Consider the following 20,626-nt stretch of genomic DNA (forward strand, 5'->3'; position numbering starts at 1 on the left):
ACACCACAGATCCCGTTCATTTCGACGGCGGTGGATCCCGCGGGGCCCACACCGCGACTGGACGCCGACTACTGGGTGGCCAATGTGCGCAAGCCCGCGCTGGTCAGCCAGGCCGTGACGGTGGCAACGGCGGACCACGACACATTCATCGAGATCAGCCCCCACCCGCTGTTGACGCACTCCATCATCGAGACGGCCGAGGCCGCCGACACGCCAGTGACAGTGGCCTCAACCCTGCGTCGGGGCGACGACGAAACGCTGAGCTTCCACGTTTCGCTCACCGAACTCGGTGGGCAGCACAGCGGCACCGGGGGCGCCAGGGCCGGCGGATTCGCCGAACTGCCCACCACCCCCTGGCAGCACAGCCGGCATTGGCTCTCCGGGCCCGGACGGGCCGGCCAGGCACCGGACGTGCACCCGCTGCTCGGCGTACACGTCGAGCAGCTCACCGGCGACCACCTCTGGCAGAACGGCCTTCTTGCCGAGGCCATGCCGTGGCTGGCCGAGCAGCCGGCGCACGGTCAGGCCATTGGGTCGGTGGCGGCACTGATCGAGATGGCGGTGGCGGCAGGCAGCCAGGCCCTCGGCAAGCCCGCCGAGTCGATCGTGGTGACCGGCCTGCAGAGCGAACAGCCGCTGGTACTCCACAACGGAATGCAGGTCACCACCCAGTTCAGCGGGGCGGATGGCCAGAGCAGAGTTGAGATCCACGCCCGCACGGCCGGCGGGGCCTGGACCCGGTATGCGGTCGCAGACATCGCAGCGGCGCCGGCGGATCAGGCGGCCTCGGAGCCTGACGAGGGGACCGAGCACGGTGTGCTCACCCTGCCCGACACCGTGGCCACTCACCCCGCCTACCGCCTGCACCCGGCATTGCTCGATGCCGGGCTGCGGCAGCTGGCGGCGGGCATCGGTGCCGATGACGCGGAGCACAGCGGTTACGTGCCGGTGGCGGTGGCCGGGGTGCGGGTGTTCGCACCGGCCGGACGTCAGGTGCGCTGCCACACCGAGGTGAGCCGTCCCGAAGACAAGATGGCCCTCGGCCGGGTCGTTCTGAGCGATGACACCGGCACCGCCATCGCTGAACTCACCGGTGTCGAGCTGCGGCCGCTGGATCCCCGCGCGCTGCGGGTGCCGCTGGACCAGAAGCTGTTCGCCACCGAGTGGACGCCCACGGAACTCGCTCCGACGTCCGAGGGCACCGGTGCGGCCGCCGGCAGCTGGCTGCTGCTCACCGAAACCGACCCCGAGGGTGTGGCCGCGCAGTTCGCCGCACGGCTGTCCGCGCAGAACCGCACGGTGCTCACCGGCCCGTTCGCCGATGGCCCTGCCCTGATCGACACGGTGCGGCAGGCCGGCGCCGACCCGGCGCATCCGCCGGCCGGCATCGTCGTCTTCCTGGACCGGGTCGGGTTCGACAGCTCCGACCCCGACGCCGCATTGGCCCGCGCCCGCGAACTCGTCTGGACAGCGTCGTCGACGGCCCGCGCCGCGGTCGACGGTTGGTCCGGCGTATCTGGGGCAACCAAACCGCGACTTTGGCTGGTCAGCCGGGGCGGTCTGGCGTTCGGCAGCGATGAGCCCGGCGACCCGGCTGTCGGTGCGCTCAAGGGCGTGGTCCGCACCTGGCGGTTCCCCGGCGAACTCGCCCGGGTGCTGGCCGATGAACCGGACCTGGGCGCCACCCTGGTCGACCTGGAGGCCTCGGCCGACGCCGCAGCCCTGGCCGACGACCTGATGGCCGAACTGGGCGCCCCGCTGCGCGACGACGTGGTCGCCTGGCGCGGTGGACGGCGCTACACCGAACGCCTCACCCGAGCCACCCTCGACGGTGCCGCTGACGCAGCCCAGGCTCCCCGGGCCGAGGTCCGCGCCGACGGCTCCTATCTGCTCACCGGAGGTCTGGGCGGATTGGGCATCGTGGTGGCCCGCTGGCTGGTGGCCCGCGGCGCGGGGCGAATCGTGCTCAACGGCCGCAGCGAGCCCGCCGAACAGCAGCGCGCCGTCCTCGACGAGCTGGCCGCCGGCACCGAAGTGGTCTTTGTCGCCGGCGACATCAGCTCGCCGGGGGTCGCCGACCGTCTGGTGGCTGCCGCCCAGGAGACCGGCAAGCCGCTGCGCGGCGTGGTGCACGCCGCCGGTGTGCTGGGCGACGGCCTGGTGACGGCGGTGACGCGGGAGAGCCTGGAGGGCGTCTGGTCGGCCAAGGCCCTCGGCGCCGCCCGGCTGCATGCGGCCACCGCAGCCTCCCAGCTCGACTGGTGGGTGGGCTTCTCCTCGATGGCCGCACTGCTGGGCCTGCCCGGCCAGCTCGGATACGCCACCTCCAACGCCTGGCTGGACGCACTGATGGCGTGGCGGCACGCTTCGGGCCTGCCCGCGACCGCCATCAACTGGGGTCAGTGGTCTGACGTGGGTCTGGGCCGGTCGATGACGCTGAGTGTTCTCGACCCGATCAGCCCCGACGAAGGCGTCGAGGCGCTGGACGCCGTGCTTGGTGCGGACTCCGGGCTGATCGGCGCTCGGATCGGGGTGGGACGACTGCGCATCGACCGTGCGGTCGCCACCTCGCCGGAGTTCCGGGATCTGACCTTCTTCGAAGACCTCGTCGGTGAGGCCTCTGAAGCCGGAGCGACGCTCGGGGCCGCTGGCACTGGTGAGCAGGCAAGCACCGGCGCGTCGGCGGCAGGCGCGCCGGACTGGGCGACCATCCCCGCCGATCAGCGGCGTGAGGAGCTGGTGGTCCGGCTGCAAGCTATCCTGGCCCGCGAACTTCGGACATCTGCGTCAGCGGTCGATGTGGATCAGCCCTTCCCGGAGATGGGGCTCGATTCCATGATCGCGATGACGGTTCTGAAAGAGACACAACAGTTGGTGGGGGTGGATTTGTCGGCGTCAATGCTGTGGAATCACCCCAGCATCTCAGCGTTGACGACGCACCTGGTGGGACTGCTGGCGTCGCGTTATGCCGAGCCGGACAGCACCGCGGGGCAAGACGACGATGATTTGGAGTTCGGCTCATCCGGCGGCGTGCTGGATGAGTTGTTCGATCAGGTCGAGTCGGCTTCGACCGGTAGCGAGAGCGGTATTTATTGATGACGGGAATCTCGACGACGTCGATCTTCAACAGGATGTCGGCGATGGGTGCCGACAAACGGGGGGCGCTGACCGAGCAGTTCGACAAGGCGTCGCGGATCGCCGCCGCCGAACCGATCGCGGTCGTCGGGATCGGCTGCCGCTTCCCGGGTGGCGCTTCGGGCCCGGACGCCTACTGGGAGCTGTTGGAGACAGGCCGCGACGCCATCACCGAGATCCCCTCGGATCGCTGGGACGCCGACGAGTACTACGACCCGGACCCGCTGGCCCCGGGCCGGATGTCGTCGAAGTGGGGCGGGTTCATCTCCGACGTCGCCGGATTCGACGCCGACTTCTTCGGGATCTCGCCGCGCGAAGCCGAGGCCATGGACCCGCAGCAGCGGCTGATGCTCGAGGTCGCCTGGGAGGCCCTCGAACACGCCGGACTGTCGCCGGAAACCCTGACGGGCATCCGCTCCGCGGTGATGATGGGTGTGTATTACACCGAATACCAAGGGATTTCGGCGGCCAACCCGGACGCTATCGACGGCTACTCGGCCACCGGTAACGCTCATGCCGTCGCCGTCGGCCGGATCGCCTATCTGCTGGGTCTGCGCGGTCCCGCGGTCGCGATGGACTCGGCCTGCTCGTCGTCGCTGGTCACCATCCACATGGCCTGCCAGAGCCTGCGCATGCGCGAAAGCGACCTGGCCCTGGCCGGCGGCGTCAGCCTCATCCTGCGGCCGGAAACCCAGATCGCCATGGCCAAGTGGGGCATGCTGTCTCCGCGCGGCCGCTGCCACACCTTCGACGCCGGAGCGGACGGATTCGTGCGCGGCGAGGGCGCCGGGATCGTCGTGCTCAAGCGCCTCACCGACGCCATCCGCGACGGCGACCGGGTGCTGGCGGTGGTGCGCGGTTCGGCGATCAATCAGGACGGCAAGTCCAACGGACTCACCGCCCCGAACACCATTGCCCAGATCGACGCGATCAGCCGGGCGCTGCGCAGCGCCGACGTCGCGGCGAATTCGGTGAACCTGATCGAAACTCACGGCACCGGAACAGCTTTGGGTGACCCGATCGAATTCGAGGCGCTCGCCGACGTCTACGGGCGCGGCGCTGACAAGTGTGCGCTGGGCGCGGTCAAGACCAATATCGGCCACCTTGAGGCGGCCGCCGGGATCGCCGGCTTCATCAAGGCTGCGTTGTCTGTGCAACGCGGAAAGATCCCGCCGAATCTGCACTTCACCAAGTGGAACCCGGCGATCGACCCGTCCGCGACGCGGCTGTTCGTCCCCACCGAGGTGACGCCGTGGCCGGCGGCCGAGGGACCGCGGCGTGCCGCGGTGTCATCGTTCGGGCTGGGCGGAACCAACGCGCACGTGGTGCTCGAACAGGGTCCTGACCCGGTTCCCGCGCCGGCATCGGCCGAGCCGGTCGCAACCCTGGTGATCTCGGGCAAAACCGAGCAGCGAGTGGCGGATTGGGCTGCCACCCTGGCCGACTGGATCGCCGGGCCGGGCGCCGCTGTACCGCTGACCGACATCGCGCACACCCTCAACCACCACCGCAGCCGCTACGCCAAGTTCGCCACCGTCTGCGCACGCGACACCGAGCAGGCGTTGACCGGGCTGCGGGCGGTCGCCGGCGGTTACCCGGCCCCCGGCGTGGTCGGCACACGCGCCGCGTTGCGTGGCAAAGGAACCGTCTTCCTGTACTCGGGCCAGGGCTCCCAGTGGGCCGGCATGGGCCGCCAACTGCTGGTCGATGAGCCGGCGTTCGCCGCCGCCGTCGACGAACTGGAGCCCGATTTCGTTGCGCAGGTCGGGTTCTCGCTGCGTCAAGTCCTCGAATCCGGCGAGCCGGTGGTCGGCATCGACCGCATCCAGCCGGTGCTGGTGGGCATGCAGCTGGCATTGACCGCGCTGTGGCGATCCCACGGCGTCGAGCCGGACGCAGTGATCGGGCACTCGATGGGGGAGGTGGCCGCGGCCGTGGTCGCCGGCGCGCTGAGCCCCGCGGACGGCCTGAAGGTGATCGCCACCCGGTCCAAGCTGATGGCCCGACTGAGCGGCCAAGGCGCGATGGCACTGCTGGAACTGGATGCCGACGCCGCCGAGAAGCTGGTCGCCGAGCACCCCGACATCACCGTGGCGGTGTACGCGGCACCGCAGCAGACCGTGATCGCGGGCCCGCCCGACCAGGTCGATGCCGTGGTCGCGATCGTCGACGCCCAGGGCAAGCTGGCCCGCCGCGTCGAGGTGGACGTGGCCTCGCATCACCCGACCGTCGACCCGATCCTGGGCGAACTGCGGACCGCGCTCGCCGGGCTGCAGCCGTCGGCGCCGAAGATCCCGCTGATCAGCACTGTCGGCCAGACACCGTCGGCATTCGACGCGGACTACTGGGTACACAACCTGCGCAACCCGGTGCGGTTCGCCCAAGCCGTGACCGCGGCCGCCGCCGGGCACGCGACCTTCATCGAGGTCAGCTCGCATCCGCTGCTCAGTCACGCCATCAACGGCAACCTGGAAACCGCGCGGCCCGCCGGTGACAGCGTGGTGACCGGCACCCTGCTGCGCGACCAGGCCGAAGCGCTGAGCTTCCACACCAATCTGGCTACCGTGGCGCCGCCGTCGGCGGAGGCGCCGCAACCCGACGGTGGGATCGGCCGCGCCGACCTGCCGCCACGGCCGTGGCAGCACGTCCGGTACTGGGCTGCCCCGGTCGCCGCGAACCGCCACAGCGCCGACGCGCATCCGCTGCTGGGTATCCACGTCGAGCTGCCGTCGGGTCACGGCCACGTCTGGCAGGCCGACGTGGGCACCGACCTCGTCGCGTGGATGGCCCACCACAAGGTGCACGGCCAGGTCGTGATGCCGGCCACCGGCTTCGCCGAGATGGCGTTGGCCGCGGCCGGCGAGGCGTTGGGGCTGCCGCCCTCGGCTGTTGCTGTGGACCGGGTCGAAGTCGAGCAGATGCTGCGCGTCGACGAACGCACCGAGGTCACCACCCGGCTGCTGCACGATGCGGACGGATCCGATGAACTGCGCATCGAGATCCATTCCCGCCCGGCCGGCGGCAATTGGTCCCGGCATGCGGTGGCCCGTGCGGCCGCGGCACAGCCCGCTGCCGCGGCGCAACGCCCGGCCCCCAGCGGCGGCGGAACCGCGCTGTCGCCGGCGGACCTGTACACCGCACTGCGCCGCACCGGTCTGCAGCACGGGCCGGCGTTCGCCGCTCTGACCCGTATCGTCCGCAAGCCCGGCGGCGCCTCGGAGGCCGAGATCGTGCTGCCCGACGAGGCGACCGCGCACCGCGGCTACCGCATCCACCCGGTGATGCTCGACGCCGCCCTGCAGTGCCTGGCCGCGGCGCTGCCCGACGAGTCGTTGATGGGCTCGGCCGGGATGGAAGAGGCGACCTATCTGCCGGTCGCGGTCGAGAACATCCGGATCTTCGGCGACGTCGGCCGCCGGGCCCGCGGGCACGCCGAACTGGTCAGCCACGACGACGGCGGAATCCTGGGCCGGGTCACCCTGACCGACGACGCCGGCACGGTCACCGCCGAACTGTCCGGAATCTATCTGCAGCGGGTGCAGCGCCGTACCGTGCCGCTGCCGTTGACGCAGAAGATCTTCGACACCGAGTGGGTCGACGCTGCCGCTCCCGCGCAGCCTCCGGCCGCCGCCGACGGCAGCTGGCTGGTGCTGACCGAGCCTGGCGAAACCGAGTCGCTGGCAGCCGATTTCGCCGCCCGCTTCGGCTCGGACAACCGCCGGGTGATCACCGCGGACCTGACCAGCGAACCCGCGGTGCGGGAGGCGTTCGCGCGGACCGCCGACGACCCGGACCGGCCCCCGGTCGGGGTGATCGTGTTGGCCGCCCGCAGTGCCTTCGACGGGACCGAGACCGGTGACGCGCCGGCCCGCGGTCGCGACCTGGCCTGGTCGGTGGCCTCCACGGTGCGCACCATCGTCGGCGGCTGGCACGGCACCGCGCCGCGGCTGTGGCTGGTGGGCCGCAACGGCCTGACGGTGGGGGACGAAGCGGGCGACCCGTCGATCAGCGCCCTCAAGGGGCTGGTGCGGGTGCTGGCCTACGAGCACCCGGACCTGCGCACCGGCGTGGTCGACCTGGACGCTTCGGCAGACCCGGCGGCGGCCTTGATCACCGAGTTGGGGCTGGCGAGCACCGACGACGTCGTCGCCTGGCGCGGGGAGAACCGCTACGCCGAACGGCTCAAGCGCGCGACCCTGACCCCCACCGGCGCCCCGGCCGTGCGATCCGACGGCGCCTATGTGCTGACCGGCGGCCTGGGCGGTATCGGGCTGGTCGTCGCCCGGTGGCTGATCGAGCACGGTGCCGCGCGGATCGTGCTCAACAGCCGGTCACAGCCGTCGCAGGAGCAGCGCGCTGTGCTGGCCGAGCTCGAGGCTCGAGCCCAGATCGCGGTCGTCTCGGGTGATCTCGCTACACCCGGTGTGGCCGAAAGCCTGGTGGCCGCCGCGGAACAGACCGGCTTGACGCTGCGCGGTGTCATCCACGGCGCCGCGGTCATCGATGACCAGATCGTGGTCGGCATCGACAAAGAGACCCTGGGCCGGGTGTGGGCGCCCAAGGCGGCGGCGGCGCTGCGACTGCACGTCGCAACCGTCGGCAAAGAGCTGGACTGGTGGGTCGGCTTCTCTTCGACCTCGTCGCTGCTGGGGGCACCCGGTCAGGCGTCCTACGCCGCGGCCAGTGCCTGGCTGGACGGCCTGGTGGCGTGGCGGCGGGCGGCCGGACTGCCGGCCATCACCATCAACTGGGGCCAATGGTCGGGTGTCGGTGTCGCCCAGGAGCTCAAGTTCAGTGCGCTGGACCCGATCAACCCCGATGAAGGCATGGAGGCGCTGGAGGCCATCCTCAGCGGTGACCTTTCCCGGGTCGGCGTCGCGCGACTGCGCCTGGACCGGGTGGCCGCGGCCTTCCCCGAACTGCAGCAGCTGGGGTACTTCGCGACGCTGGCCGAAGAGCTCGACCTCGACGACGAGGACGACGACTGGCCCGGTCCAGAAGGACTGAAGCAGCTCAGCGCCGCCGAAGCCACCAAAGCCGTTGTCGCACGGTTGGGTTCGCGGATCATGGCCATCATGGGCTACCCCAAGGGCAGCGTCATCGACCCGGCTCGGCCGTTGACCGAGCTGGGTATGGACTCACTGATGGCGGTGCGCATCCGCAACACCGTTCGGGGCGACTTCGGCGCGGAGCCCCCGGTGGCACTGCTGCTGCAGGGTGCCTCACTGACCGACCTGGCCGCCGACCTGGCCCGCCAACTCGGCCTCGCCGGACTGGAGGGGGCGGACGGCGCGGGCGACGTCGGCGGTGTTCGGAGCCGAGCCCAGCAGCGTGCCGCGGCACGTCAGCGGGCCGCGGCACGGCGAAAAGTAGGAGATCGTTCGTGACCAACAATGAAGTGCCGCCTAACGCGATCGCGGTCGTCGGCATGGCGGGGCGCTTTCCGGGCGCCCGCACGCTGACCGGATTCTGGAACAACCTGCGCAACGGCGTCGAATCCATCGTCACGCTGTCCGAAGACGAGCTGCGTGCCAGTGGTGTGAGCGACCAGGCGCTGGCGAACCACAACTATGTGCGGCGCGCTGCATTGCTGGAGGGCATCGACGAGTTCGATGCAAGCTTCTTCGGCTTCACCCCGCTGGCTGCTCGGACCATGGACCCGCAGCACCGGCTGTTCCTGCAGACCGCCTGGCACGCGTTGGAGGACGCCGGATACCGGCCCGGCGAGATCGAGGGATCGGTCGGCGTCTACGGCACCAGCACCACCAGTGGCTACCTGCTGCACAACCTGATGTCGCACTACGACCCGAACCTGATCATCGGGCAGGGCGTCAGCTTCGAGATGGTCAACCTGTCGTTGCAGAACGACAAGGACTATCTGGCCACCCGGGTGGCCCACCAGCTCGACCTGCACGGCCCGGCGCTGTCGGTGCAGACGGCCTGCTCGTCGGCGTTGGTCGCACTGCACCTGGCCTGCCAGAGCATCCTCAACGGGGAATGCGACATGGCGCTGGCCGGTGGGGCGTCCCTGCGGGTACCGCATCACGTCGGATACTGGCACGAGCCCGGCTCGATGGTCTCGGCGAGCGGGCACTGCCGGCCCTTCGACGTGCGCGCCGACGGCACCATCTTCTCCAGCGGTGTCGGTGTCGTGGTGCTCAAGTCGCTGGACGCGGCCGTCGATGACGGTGACCAGATCCATGCGGTGATCCGGGGTTCGGCGCTGAACAACGACGGCGGCACCAAGATGACCTACGCCGCGCCCACCGCTGCCGGCCAGGCCGACGTGATCGCCGAGGCCCACGCGGTCGCCGAGGTCGATGCGTCCACCATCAGCTACATCGAGTCGCACGGCACCGCCACCCCGCTGGGTGACCCCATCGAGATCGAAGGCCTGCGACAGGCTTTCGCCGTCTCCGACGAACAGCGTTCCGGCCCCTGCTATGTGGGCTCGGTCAAGTCCAACATCGGGCACCTGGAGTCGGCGGCCGGTATTGCCAGCCTGATCAAGACCATCCTGTGCCTCAAGCACCGGGCGATTCCCGGCACGCTGCACTACACCAGCCCGAACCCCGAGTTGCACCTCGAGGACGGGCCGTTCCGCATCCGCGGCGAGTACGGGCCGTGGGAAGCCGACGGCATCCGCCGCGCCGGGGTCAGCTCGTTCGGCGTCGGCGGCACCAACGCCCACGTCATCGTCGAGGAATGGCCCGAGGAAGACGCTGTGGCGGCGACGCCCAAACCCGGCCCCGAGGTGCTGCTGCTGTCGGCACGCACCGCCGAGGCGCTGGCGCAGGGCCGCCTCGATCTGGCTGCTGAGCTCGCCGGCGGAGGCGACGCCGAGGCGCCCAGCCTCCCCGACGTCGCCTACACACTGGCCAACCGGCACCCGCACAACCTGCGGCTGGCCGCGGTCGTCGCCGATCGCGCGGACGCAGCGGCAGTGTTGGGCGCCGAGGAGAGCGAGAACGTCTTCATCGGCGAGGGCATCGACCTGAATGACGTGGGCGAGGACGCCGCCGACCGGGTGGTGTTCCTGTTCCCGGGCCAGGGCGCTCAGCACATCGGGATGGCCCGCGGGCTCTATGACAGCGAGCCGGTGTTCGCCGAGTACTTCGACCGCTGCGTCGCCGGTTTCGAGGCGGAGTTGGGCTACGACCTGCGCGCGATGATCTTCGAGGGCACCTCGCGTGACCTCGAGCGCACAGACCGCACCCAGCCGGCCCTGTTCACCGTGGAATACGCACTGGCGAAGCTGGTCGAGAGCTACGGCGTGCGTCCGGCGGCGCTGGTCGGTCACAGCATCGGCGAATACGCCGCGGCCACCGTCGCCGGCGTCTTCGACCTCGACACCGCGATCAAGGTGGTGGCGATGCGCGCCCGGCTGATGCATGCCGCGCCACGCGGCGTCATGGTGGCCGTCCCGATCAGTGCCGACGCGGTCGCTGCTTACCTGACCGGTGATGTGGACCTGGCCGCGGTCAACGACCCGGACGGCTGCGTGGTCGCCGGGACCGAAGCTGACATCCGCGAGTTCTCCGATGCGCTCAAGCAGGCCGGCATCAACGCGCGCCGGGTGCGGACCTCGCATGCGTTCCACTCCCGCCTGATGGACTCGATGATCTCGGAGTTCACCGCATTTTTGTCTCGGCAGACGCTCAACGAACCGCAGATCCCACTGCTGTCGAATCTGACCGGCACCTGGCTGGCGCCCAGCGAGGCGACCAACCCGGCGACGTGGGCGCGCAGTGTGCGGGCCACTGTACGTTTCGCCGACGAGATCGACACCGTGCTGGCCGACCCGCACCGGGTCCTGGTCGAGGTCGGGCCGGGCGCCACGCTGACCGCGTCGGCGGCCCGCAACCCCAAGTTCGCCAGTGGACATCGGGCCGTCCGACTGATGCGCCACCACGCCCAGAACCGCGACGACCGCGACACCTTCCTGCTGGCGCTCGGCCAACTGTGGGCGGCCGGCGTCGAAGTGGACTGGTCTGCGCTCCGCGGCGACTACCAGCCCAAGCGCGTCACTGTCCCCGGCTACCCCTTTGAACGCCAACGGCATTGGCTTGAGCACAATGCCGGTGCTACCTGGGTGTCCGGCTCGGGCACCGGTGGTGGCGGTGCAGCGGACGGGCAGCGCAACGGACAGGCGGCCGGCGGCGGCGAGTCCATGGAAGCGACGCTGCAACGGATCTGGGCGGTCTGCCTGGGGGTCGGCTCGGTGGACCGCACCGCCAACTTCTTCGACGTCGGCGGCGACTCACTGGTGGCGATCAGCGTCGCCATGGCCGCCTCGCACGAGGGCCTGGACCTCACTCCGCAGGACCTCTACGACAACCCGACCGTCGCGGCCCTGGCCAAGGCGCTGACCGCCCGCTACGCCGCCGGCGGGCTGGGCCGCCAGTCGCTCGGTGAGGTCGAGCACCCGCCGATTCCGCCGAACATCACCTACTTCCTGGAGAACGGCGTCCGCGAACACGGTCGCTGGCGCATCCCGTTGATCCTGCGGCTGCGGCCCGACGTCTCGGTCGACGACGTCGCCGCCGTGCTGACCGCGGTGGTCAATCACCACGAAGCGCTGCGGGTGCGCATCACCGAGCGGGCCGGTACCTGGGAGCAGCGGATCGCCGAACCCGGCGAGTTCGGGGAGATCAGCACCCACTCGCTGCCCGAGGGACTGACCGCCGAACATGACGCGGTGCGCACGTTGCTGACCGAGCACATCCGTGACCAGGATCTGTCCAGCCCACCGCTGACGGCGCTCTACATCCGCGGCGCGGCGGGGGACCTGTGCTACCTGGCGCTGAGTCTGCACGCAGGGGTCGGCGACGAGGCCTCCCGCGACATCCTGGTCACCGACATCTTCACCGCGTTCGGCCAGCAGCTGGGCGGCAACGACATCGAGCTGCAGCCGGTCGGGGCCGGATGGACCGAGTGGTCGCAGCGTTGCGCCGGGCTTGCGACCCACCCGGCGGTGCTGGAAAGCCGCGAATACTGGCTGAAGACAACGAAATCGGCGACGCTGCGGCTGGCCGCAGATGCCGCCGAGCCTCCTGCTGCGGCCGATCTGTCCAAGCTCACCACGACGTTGCCCGCCGCCGACACCAGCGAGATCGACGATGCCCGTCGGCGGCTGCGGCTGCCGATCAACGAGATCCTGCTGGCCGGGCTGAGCCGGGCGGTGGCATCGGTGGTCGACGAGGGCACTCTGGCCGTCGAGATGGGGGGAGCGGGCCGTTCGGTGCTCAAGCCGGAGGTCGACCTGCGCCGTACCGTGGGCTGGTTCACCACGCTCTACCCGGTCGCGCTGGGCTGCTCCGCCGACGGCCAGCAAAGCGCCCGGCAGCTGTTGGACTCGATCCACGAAACATTGGACGGCGTGCCGCATTACGGGATCGGCTACGGCCTGCTGCGTTACCTGTACGCACCGACCGCGCGCCTGTTCGGCGCGGTCGCTCCCGCTGATGTGCACTTCTCCTACGTCGGGGCGATTCCCGAGCCGCCGGCGCTCGGCGATTCTCCGGTGCAGTTCGACCCCGATACCGCGATGCCGGTGCGCGAGGCGATCCCGGGGCTGGGGCATGCACTGGAGCTGCGGGCCTACCGCACCGGCGGTGTGCTGTACCTGGATTGGTGGCATGACAGCCGCCGGATCGAGGAGTCTGTGGTGCGCGCGATAGCCGACGGGTTCTCCGCGGCGGTGATGGATCTGGTCCGCGCGGCCCTCGCCGAAGAGGACATGGCCTCGCAGGGCGAGGACGAAATGACCTTGGTCGAGCTGTCGTAGTCCGTTGATTTAGGAGAGAGCCGAAAGTGTTTGCCACGTCGGTCATTCGGAAGCTGGCGATCAGTGAGGAGATGCTGGCCGAGACCCACAATTTCGTGGGTTTGGCCGCGCACGTCACCGGTCCGGTCGACATCGACCTGCTCTCGGAGGCCTACGAGGCGCTGCTGGAGGCGCATCCGATCCTCACCGGCCGGCTGGAGCGACTGCCCGACGGGCGGCATCAGTTCGTCACCGACGATCTGATGCCCGACGGCATCGAGGTGATCGAACTCGACGGGCCCGACGCGCAGCCGCCTGCTCCGCGCTTCGACCAGGCGGAGTCGTTGGTGGCGATGCGGGTGATCATCCGCGACGGGCAGGCTCAGCCGACCCTGTATGTGCACCATGCCGTGGCCGACGGTCACCACATGTATGCGCTGATCGAGGAGATGCTGTCCTTCTACACCGATCTGGTCACCACCGGCCGGATCGGTGCGATCAATGTTGAGCCCGCTCCGCTGTCCATTGAGGCGGTGCTGGCCGATCGGGGGATCGAGAAGCAGCAGCGCTCCGGGATCGAGCGGTTCATGCCGGCGCTGTTCGCCTACGACCTGCCGCCGACCCGGCGGGCCGTCGGGCAGGAGACGCCGGAATCGCCGATGCTGGTGCCGATGGCGTCGACCCGGTTGACCGAAAGCCAGACTGACAACGTGGTCGCGTTCGGCCGGGCCCACGACCTGAGCCTGCACGCGGTGCTCTCGGCAGCGGTGCTGATGGCCGAATGGCAGCTGCGCGGCAAGCTGAGTATCCCGGTGCCCTACGTCTACACCGTCGACTTGAGATACTTTCTGTCACCGCCCGTTTCGGCCACCGGATGCACCAACCCGATCGGGCTGGCCACCTACCTGGCCGAGGTTGATGCCAAGACGGACCTGGTCGAGATCGCTCGGGACATCGCCGCGAACTTCCAGAAGGACCTCGACGAAGGTGTCATCCAGCAGTCCCGGTTGCACTTCAGCCCGCAATACGTCGGAAACCCGCCAGGACTGCCCGACGTCGTCGTGCTGAGCAACAACGGTCTGGTTCCGCCGGTGCGGACGCCGCCGGGTGTCGAGGTGACCACAACACATGGCGAGCTGTACTTCGCCGTGAGCGCGGGCATCGACATCTACTTCACCCAGATCTTCTCCGGGCAGCTCAACATCGAGTACCACTCCCACGGACCGGCGCCGGAGCGCTCGGTGGAGACGATTCGCGCGCTGCTGTGCGATATCGCCGATCGGCACGCCGCCGGCGTCAGCTGACCGGGCCGAAGGCGTAGCGGTGGTACTGCAGCATTTCGCGCAGCGGCCGCACCGCCCGGGCCAGCCGACTGGATCGCCGGAACCCGGCCGGGACCCGACTGAAGGTCTCGGCGTCGAAGAGATTGGCGGCCGCCAGCAACCGAATGCCGGTGACCTTCTCCAGAATGTCGGAGGGATCGTTGACCGCCCAATGCAGCGTTGCGCCGGACTGACGCTGCAACCGGTGGGTCTTCTGGGTCTTGATGCCGAACCAGTTGTAGAAGTCGATCTGCAGTTCGCCCGCCGGGAACTTCTCGACGATGCTCTGCAGCAATGCCACACCATCGTCTTCGGACAGGTACATGCTGATGCCCTCGGCCAACAGCAGGACCGGGCGGTCGGTGGGAATCTCGTCCAACCACGACGGGTCGGTCGCCAACGTCGCCACCAGGTGGTAACCCGGGCGGTCGGGGTACACCTGCTTGCGCAGCGCGATCACCGGCGGCTGATCCACGTCGTACCAGGCGACTTCGGGGCCGGGATCGATCCGGAAGACGCGGGCGTCCAATCCGCAGCCGAGGTGAATGACGGTCGCGTTCGGGTGGGCGGCCAAGAACTGACGCGCCCAGATGTCGTACTGGGCGGTGCGTACCGTCACCAAGGGCGCCCAGCGGCCGGGAGCCTTGAGTGCGTCCCAGTCGAAGTCGATACGGTCGACCGCCTCTCTGGCGTACCGATCGCCCAGCACCGGCTGGTCGAAATCGGCGTCAAGTGCCTTGAGGTAGAGCGTCGTCAGCATGGTTGCCGCGGCGCCGTGCAGGTCGACGGGGATCTTGTCTGCCACGTCGGCGAGCCTAATACGCTGAACGGGCAGTCGATGCACCGCACGGTCGGACCCGGCGGTTCAGCGAGGCTCGACGTAGGAGAGCCGAAGCTGGGACCGCCGCATGAAACAGGAGGAACAGATGGCGATTGAGGCCAGCGATCGCAACGGACGAGCGCCGCGGATCCTGTTGTTGTACTACAGCTTCTCCGGGCAGTCGCTGAAGGTGCTCGAGGCCGCCGGGGAGGTGTTCGCGCAGCGTGGCTGCGAGGTAGTCAAGGCCGGTATCGAGTTCACCGACCCGCGCTACTCGCAGCGTTTCGCGCAGTTCCCGCTGCGGCGGGTCTGGCCGGACATGCTCAGCGTGCTCAAGGCGCAGCAGCGGGGCGAGACGGGGGAGATCCGCACGCCCGACGCGGTGCGCGATGGTGAGTACGACTTGATCTGCATCGGCTCGCCGACCTGGTGGAAGGCGCCCGCCATGCCGATCAGGTCGTTTCTCCAGACCGATGAGGCCCGAAAGCTTCTGGACGGCAAGCCGTTTGTGGTGTTCACCGTGTGCCGCGAGTTCTGGCAGGAGAACTACGCTGAGGTCTGTCGGCTCGCCGAGGGGTGCGGTGGTCGCTACCAGGACGAGATTCACCTCAGCTACCCCGGCGACCCGCTGCGCTCGATGCTTGCGCTGACCAGTTACCTGGGCAGCGGCCGCTACCGGGAGCGCTACCTGGGCCTGCGCCTGCCACCCACCAACGTTCAGCCCGAGCAGCTCGACCGGGTCCGCAAGTTCGCCGCGGGCCTGGTGAGCCGGTTGTTCGGCAAGTGAGAGGTCAGCGGTAATGCCTCGTTCCTTTGAGGTGACATTCTCCTCACCTGCCTCGGTCGAAGAGGTCCACCGTGCCTTCGGTGACCGGTCCTACTGGCAGGCCCGGCTGGAGGCCTTCGGCGGAAGCAAGACCCTCGACTCCCTGGATGTCGATGCCGATGGCCGCATTCGGGTCGCTGTGACCGAGGACCTGCGCCACGGCGCATTGCCCGGCATGTTGGCCAAGGTGTACCGCGGCGACCTCAACATCGTCACCACCGAGGTGTGGACGCCGGCCGGCGACGGACGGGTCAACGGTGAGATCGCGGTCGCGGTGACCGGTGCCCCGGGGTCGGGGAGCGGCATCGCGGTGCTCGAACGTGACGGCGCCGGATCGAAGCTGGCGCTCAATGGCACGATCCGGTTCAAGGTGCCATTGGTGGGTGGCCCGATCGAGAGCTTCCTTGCCCGGGAATTCTCGCAAGGAATTCCGGAAATTCAACGGTTCACCACGACCTGGCTGGGAAAGAATGCCTGAATCCGAGTTCACTTACAGTCACGTGCCGACCACGGCCGAGGCGTTGTCCCGGTTGGAGATGCCGCTGGCCGAGGCCATGATGACCCAGCGCGCGATCCGGCGGGTGTACTCCGACCCGGTCGACGACACGGTGGTGCTCAAGTGCATCGAGTTGGCGCTGCGTGCGCCGACTGGTAATGACGGGCAGAACTGGGAATTCATCGTTGTGAAGGATCGCCGCGTCAAAGAAGAATTGGCCAAACGTTATCGGCAGGCTTGGAAAATTCAGCGCGGCGTGGTGTTGCGGAGAAAAATCAAGACCGACGAAGCTATCGCCGGTATCGCGCGGGCGATGGAGTGGCAGATCGACCATTTCGCCGAACTTCCGGTGCTCGTGGTGGCCTGCCTGCGCCTGGGTGCGCGGGAGGGCCGGTTGCCGGTGGTGCGCATGCCGCATATCGCCGAATCCGCCTACTGGGGGTCCATCTATCCCAGCGTTCAGAACCTGCTGCTGGCTGCCCGCGCCATGGGCTTGGGCGCATCGCTGATCACGCTTCCGCTGTGGAATCAGCGCGCCGTGCGGCGCGTCCTGCGCCTGCCGCACGAGGTCACGCCGTGTTGCATCGTGCCGCTCGGTTGGCCCCGGGGGCGCTACGGTCCCACCACCCGCAAGCCGGTCGGAGAGGTGGCTCATCTCGATGCCTATGGCGATCTCGCGTGGCTGGATAACTGAATGGCACCCTGGGATCCAGCTTTGCCGAAGTTTACGTGGAACTTAGCGGAAAACATTCCTCCAGTGATGTAAGTTAATCACCACTCGCTTAGACACTCGGCGGTAACACCTATATGCTGTCACGGTTCGTGGGGGACACAAGGGGGATTTGTGATTGGTGGGGGGGCGCGTCAGCGTCGGTATACAACTGGGGGAGCGCATCGAGCGGTTCCGGGGCGTCGGTTTGCCATTGCTGGGGGGCCGGTAGCCGTCCCGCAGGGCCGGTCTGCGACTTCCGGTGCACACCGTGCAGCGCCACAGCGTCGCGCTGCGAACGCTGGTACGCGCCTTACGGCGTCGCAGCGGCGGTACACCACAGCCAGCGCCGCCGTCGCCGCCGCGACAGCCGTCGCGGCCGTCAGCCCGGTCTCTCCGGTCGCCCCGTGGGTGCCGGAGCTGACCGCTGCCGAGCGCGCGGTACAGCTGGCGGCCGAGGCGTCATTCCTCAACATCCCGTTCAACCTGTTCCAGGACTTCGTCAACATCCCGTTCAACGAGGTGTCGGCCACCAATGTCCTGGCCAACTCGTTCTTCTTCACCGGCAACTGGTTCACCCCGAGTGCCACCAATATCTGGGGTGAGGACCCGGGCGACCCGGGCCACTTCATGGCCGTGATGGATTACATGCTGCCGTTCGCCCCGCAGCTCTCCGGCCTGTACGACCCCACGATCGACCCGGATGCGTTGGCCAACGGCACGGCGGGCTGGGGTCAGCAGTTCGCGATGTTCGCCGCGGCCCTGTTGCCGATCAGCGCGTCGTGTGACTCGATCCAGTGCTATCCGATGTCTCCGGTCGAGCCGATCACCGGGATCACCGGCTTGGACGCGACGCTGAACTTCTTCATGAAATTCAGCAACTTTCCGAACGACGACAATCAGCTGGACCTGTTCAAGTACTGGCTCAAGGTGCCGATCCAGGACATGTTGGACGGTTACAAGTTCCCGGACAGCCCGTGGAGTGATCCCGACAACCCGACCTCCGGCGGCATCGCCAACCCGGACGCCGGCGTCGGCCCGGGTGGGGCGGTGCCGGGCGGACCCATGTACGGCGGGCAGCCATGGTCCGGTGAAGCTCAGCCCGGGTTCGGCTACCCGGGCACCCACCCGCTCCTCAATCCCGACGGCAGCATCTACCTCGACGAGTACGGCAATCAAGTCAACCTGATGCCGTGGGCGGGACTGACCTTCAAGCTGGACCCGTTCGGCCCCATGCAGCGATGGTTCGACAGCCTGATGCAGCCGGTCGACTGGAGCGTCAACGGCGACGACCCGCTCACCGGCTTCCACTTCGCCGGCCCGGAGGAGGTCTTCCAGGCCATGAAGGCCCTGATCGCCGGGATGGTCGTCGACTTCAACCCGTACGTCGCCGGCAGCCCGATGTGCCCGGGGCTGTGCAACATGCCGCCGGTCTCCCCGCCGTGGGGCGTGACCAGCCTGGACCTGGTCAAGTCGATCCAGGGCATCGGCGCCCCGAACCCACTGATCCAGCAGTGGATCGACCTGACCGAGCAGGAAGGCGAGAATGCCGTGGGCAACGCCAACGGCGGGACCGACGAGCAGCTCCTCGCCGGTATCTCTGCTCTGCAGACCGGGATGTTCACCTTCGACGCGGACACCCACAACCAGATCATCGACATGCTCGCCGATATCAACCCCTACCTGCCCGCCCTGGCCGTCAACGGCGGGATCTTGACCGACCCGGGCCTGCTGGGGCCGTGGCCGATCAACCCCGAGACCGGCTACTACATGCCGCCGTCCTGGAACCCCGACCTGCCACTGGACGAGCAGGAGATCGGCGACTTCGGCGGCAAGAACTCGCTGCTGCTCTGGGACGATTTCCTGCGGTTCCTCGACCCGAGCGGCGGACTCGTCACCGATCTCGACGCGTGGTGGACCGACATCGCGGGCTGGTTCACCTTCTAGATCCAGTTCGCGCCCAAGCGACGTCGCGGCAGCCCGGCCATTCCTACGGTCGGGCTGCCGTGTGTTTCGGGGGGCAGGCGCCAATGTCGCGGCGTCTTGATCTCATGCCAAATCCAGCGTCTACATCGGTTGTCAACATGTGACTCTCGATTTGCGCTCAGGTAACACTTTGGTAGATTGCATGAACCGGACGCGGTGGCGCCTCGTTCTCACTCACTTTAGCTTGTTGGAGGTAATCGGGATGGTTGCAGCCTTGCGTTCGTACTTTTCCGCGGGGCTGGCCGTCACCACCGCCGGACTCATCGCCGTCGTTCCGCCGACGCCCGCGATGCCCGCGATGCCCGAACTGGCCACGGTTCAGCTGGACTCGCAGCTCACCGCCGGCGAGTCATGGCTCAACGTTCCGCTGAACCTGTTCCAGGCATTGGTGAACATTCCGGCGAACGAGATCCACGGGCTGGACACCCTGGCGAAGTCGCTGTTCTACAGCGGCCCCTGGATGGCCGGAAGTCCGACGAACGCCTGGGGTGAGGACCCCGGCGACATGGGGCACTTCGAGGGCATCCTTCAGATGATGTTCCCGTTCCCCTTGATCTCCGGCGCCGGTCATGAGGGGGACCGAGACTTCCCCGGCCTCGGACAGCAGCTGTCCATGCTGGCCAATGTTCAGATTCCGATCGATCTGAGCTGTGCGGGCCTGGACTGCCTGCCGGTCATGCCGACCAGCCCGATCACCGGTTTCACCTGGATCGACCAGTCCATCTGGAGCGTGCTGATCGCTCTGGGCCTGCAGTATTTCCCGCTGATCCAGAACTGGTTCCAGGTCCCGTTCTCGGACATGATGGACGGCAACCAGTTCTACTTCGACCCGAACGGACCAGGCATGGTCAACATCGGGTACGCCAACGACATGTACTACTGGGAGGGCACTCGCACCCTCGCGGAATTGGGGCTGAACCCCGAGGACTACCCCAACATCGACCCGGACGCCCCATTGCAGCCATGGGCGGGCAGCTACTACGCGATGGACTTCACCACGCCGTTCACCAACTTCTTCGACAGCCTGATGCAGCCGTTCGACGTCAACAAGTTCGAACTGCCGGACCTGCTCGAATTCGCCCGCGCAGTGCAGTCGTTCATCGCCTCATCCCTGCTGGCCTTCAACCCGTTCATTCCGGGCAGCCCGCTGTGCCCCGGCCCGTGCCTGCTTCCCGGGCCCGGCGGCGACATCTTCAACCCTGACGACTGGAACACGCCCAGCTACTACTGGCTGGTGAAGATCATGGACGACCTGTGGCCGGGCAACCCCGTCATCGGTGAGTGGATGGACGCTTACGACGCGGGCACCGCGAATGTCTCCAACCCGGAGATGATCGAGACCCAAGCGTGGTTGTGGCGCCTGGGCACCGTGCTGCTCGACATCAAGAACCCGCTACCGCCGGACCCGTACATCGACACCACCGGCTTCCTGCCCACTCCTGAGCAGCTGCAGGCATTCTTCGGTGACTACTGGTACAACATCTTCGACAACTCCGGGATCATCGGGCCGTTCGACGTTCAGGGCCTGTGGGACGCGATCTTCAACATCACGCCGGAGTAGCGGCT

At 68.3% G+C, this 20,626-nt stretch carries 10 protein-coding genes; 9 read left to right on the forward strand and 1 reads right to left on the reverse strand.

Going from position 1 to position 20,626, the window contains the following annotated elements; genetic code table 11:
* The 4 genes from N416_RS0101505 to N416_RS0101520 all read left to right on the forward strand — a co-directional run.
* Positions 1-3,096, forward strand: a 3,096-nt coding sequence (locus tag N416_RS0101505) for an SDR family NAD(P)-dependent oxidoreductase (protein WP_024440371.1), incomplete at its 5' end; no start/stop codon positions are given.
* Complete coding sequence (locus N416_RS0101510; RefSeq protein WP_155943300.1) at positions 3,096-8,522, forward strand: type I polyketide synthase; 5,427 nt, start codon at positions 3,096-3,098, stop codon at positions 8,520-8,522. The genes N416_RS0101505 and N416_RS0101510, both read left to right, overlap by 1 nt.
* A complete protein-coding gene (locus tag N416_RS0101515; RefSeq protein ID WP_024440373.1) occupies positions 8,519-12,922 on the forward strand; it encodes a type I polyketide synthase in 4,404 nt (1,467 codons plus the stop codon). Before N416_RS0101510 ends, N416_RS0101515 begins: the two co-directional genes overlap by 4 nt.
* A gap of 26 nt (positions 12,923-12,948) precedes the next feature.
* Entirely contained in the window at positions 12,949-14,205 is a 1,257-nt protein-coding gene (locus N416_RS0101520; RefSeq protein ID WP_024440374.1) for an acyltransferase, read from the forward strand.
* On the opposite strand, the gene N416_RS0101525 is transcribed toward N416_RS0101520, so the two are convergent.
* Complete coding sequence (locus N416_RS0101525; RefSeq protein ID WP_024440375.1) at positions 14,198-15,028, reverse strand: class I SAM-dependent methyltransferase; 831 nt, start codon at positions 15,026-15,028, stop codon at positions 14,198-14,200. The genes N416_RS0101520 and N416_RS0101525 overlap by 8 nt on opposite strands.
* Before the next feature lie 103 nt (positions 15,029-15,131).
* Here N416_RS0101525 and N416_RS0101530 point away from each other — a divergent pair, with 103 nt between their 5' ends.
* The 5 genes from N416_RS0101530 to N416_RS0101550 all read left to right on the forward strand — a co-directional run bounded on the left by N416_RS0101530 (position 15,132) and on the right by N416_RS0101550 (position 20,621).
* Positions 15,132-15,830 carry a hypothetical protein gene (locus N416_RS0101530; RefSeq protein WP_024440376.1) on the forward strand — a complete coding sequence of 233 codons (699 nt, stop codon included), beginning with the start codon at positions 15,132-15,134 and terminating at the stop codon, positions 15,828-15,830.
* A gap of 13 nt (positions 15,831-15,843) precedes the next feature.
* Positions 15,844-16,347 (forward strand): DUF2505 domain-containing protein, encoded by a 504-nt coding sequence (locus N416_RS0101535; RefSeq protein WP_024440377.1) that lies wholly within the window; start codon positions 15,844-15,846, stop codon positions 16,345-16,347.
* Entirely contained in the window at positions 16,340-17,059 is a 720-nt protein-coding gene (locus N416_RS0101540; RefSeq protein WP_024440378.1) for a nitroreductase family protein, read from the forward strand. Before N416_RS0101535 ends, N416_RS0101540 begins: the two co-directional genes overlap by 8 nt.
* A gap of 426 nt (positions 17,060-17,485) precedes the next feature.
* Positions 17,486-19,021, forward strand: a complete 1,536-nt coding sequence (locus N416_RS0101545; protein WP_024440379.1) for a hypothetical protein — start codon at positions 17,486-17,488, stop codon at positions 19,019-19,021.
* Between the two features lie 241 nt (positions 19,022-19,262).
* On the forward strand, positions 19,263-20,621 hold the full coding sequence (locus tag N416_RS0101550) for a hypothetical protein (protein ID WP_024440380.1): 1,359 nt from the start codon (positions 19,263-19,265) through the stop codon (positions 20,619-20,621).
* Positions 20,622-20,626 lie beyond the last annotated feature (5 nt).

The sequence above is a fragment of the Mycobacterium sp. UM_WGJ genome (assembly GCF_000455125.1).
GTDB lineage: Bacteria > Actinomycetota > Actinomycetes > Mycobacteriales > Mycobacteriaceae > Mycobacterium.

Bases quoted from the DNA above. Each gene is read 5' to 3' on its own strand.
- N416_RS0101510 (WP_155943300.1), top strand. From the start codon at position 3,096: ATGACGGGAATCTCGACGACGTCGATCTTCAACAGGATGTCGGCGATG.
- N416_RS0101530 (WP_024440376.1), top strand. From the start codon at position 15,132: ATGAAACAGGAGGAACAGATGGCGATTGAGGCCAGCGATCGCAACGGA.
- N416_RS0101535 (WP_024440377.1), top strand. From the start codon at position 15,844: ATGCCTCGTTCCTTTGAGGTGACATTCTCCTCACCTGCCTCGGTCGAA.
- N416_RS0101540 (WP_024440378.1), top strand. From the start codon at position 16,340: ATGCCTGAATCCGAGTTCACTTACAGTCACGTGCCGACCACGGCCGAG.
- N416_RS0101550 (WP_024440380.1), top strand. From the start codon at position 19,263: ATGGTTGCAGCCTTGCGTTCGTACTTTTCCGCGGGGCTGGCCGTCACC.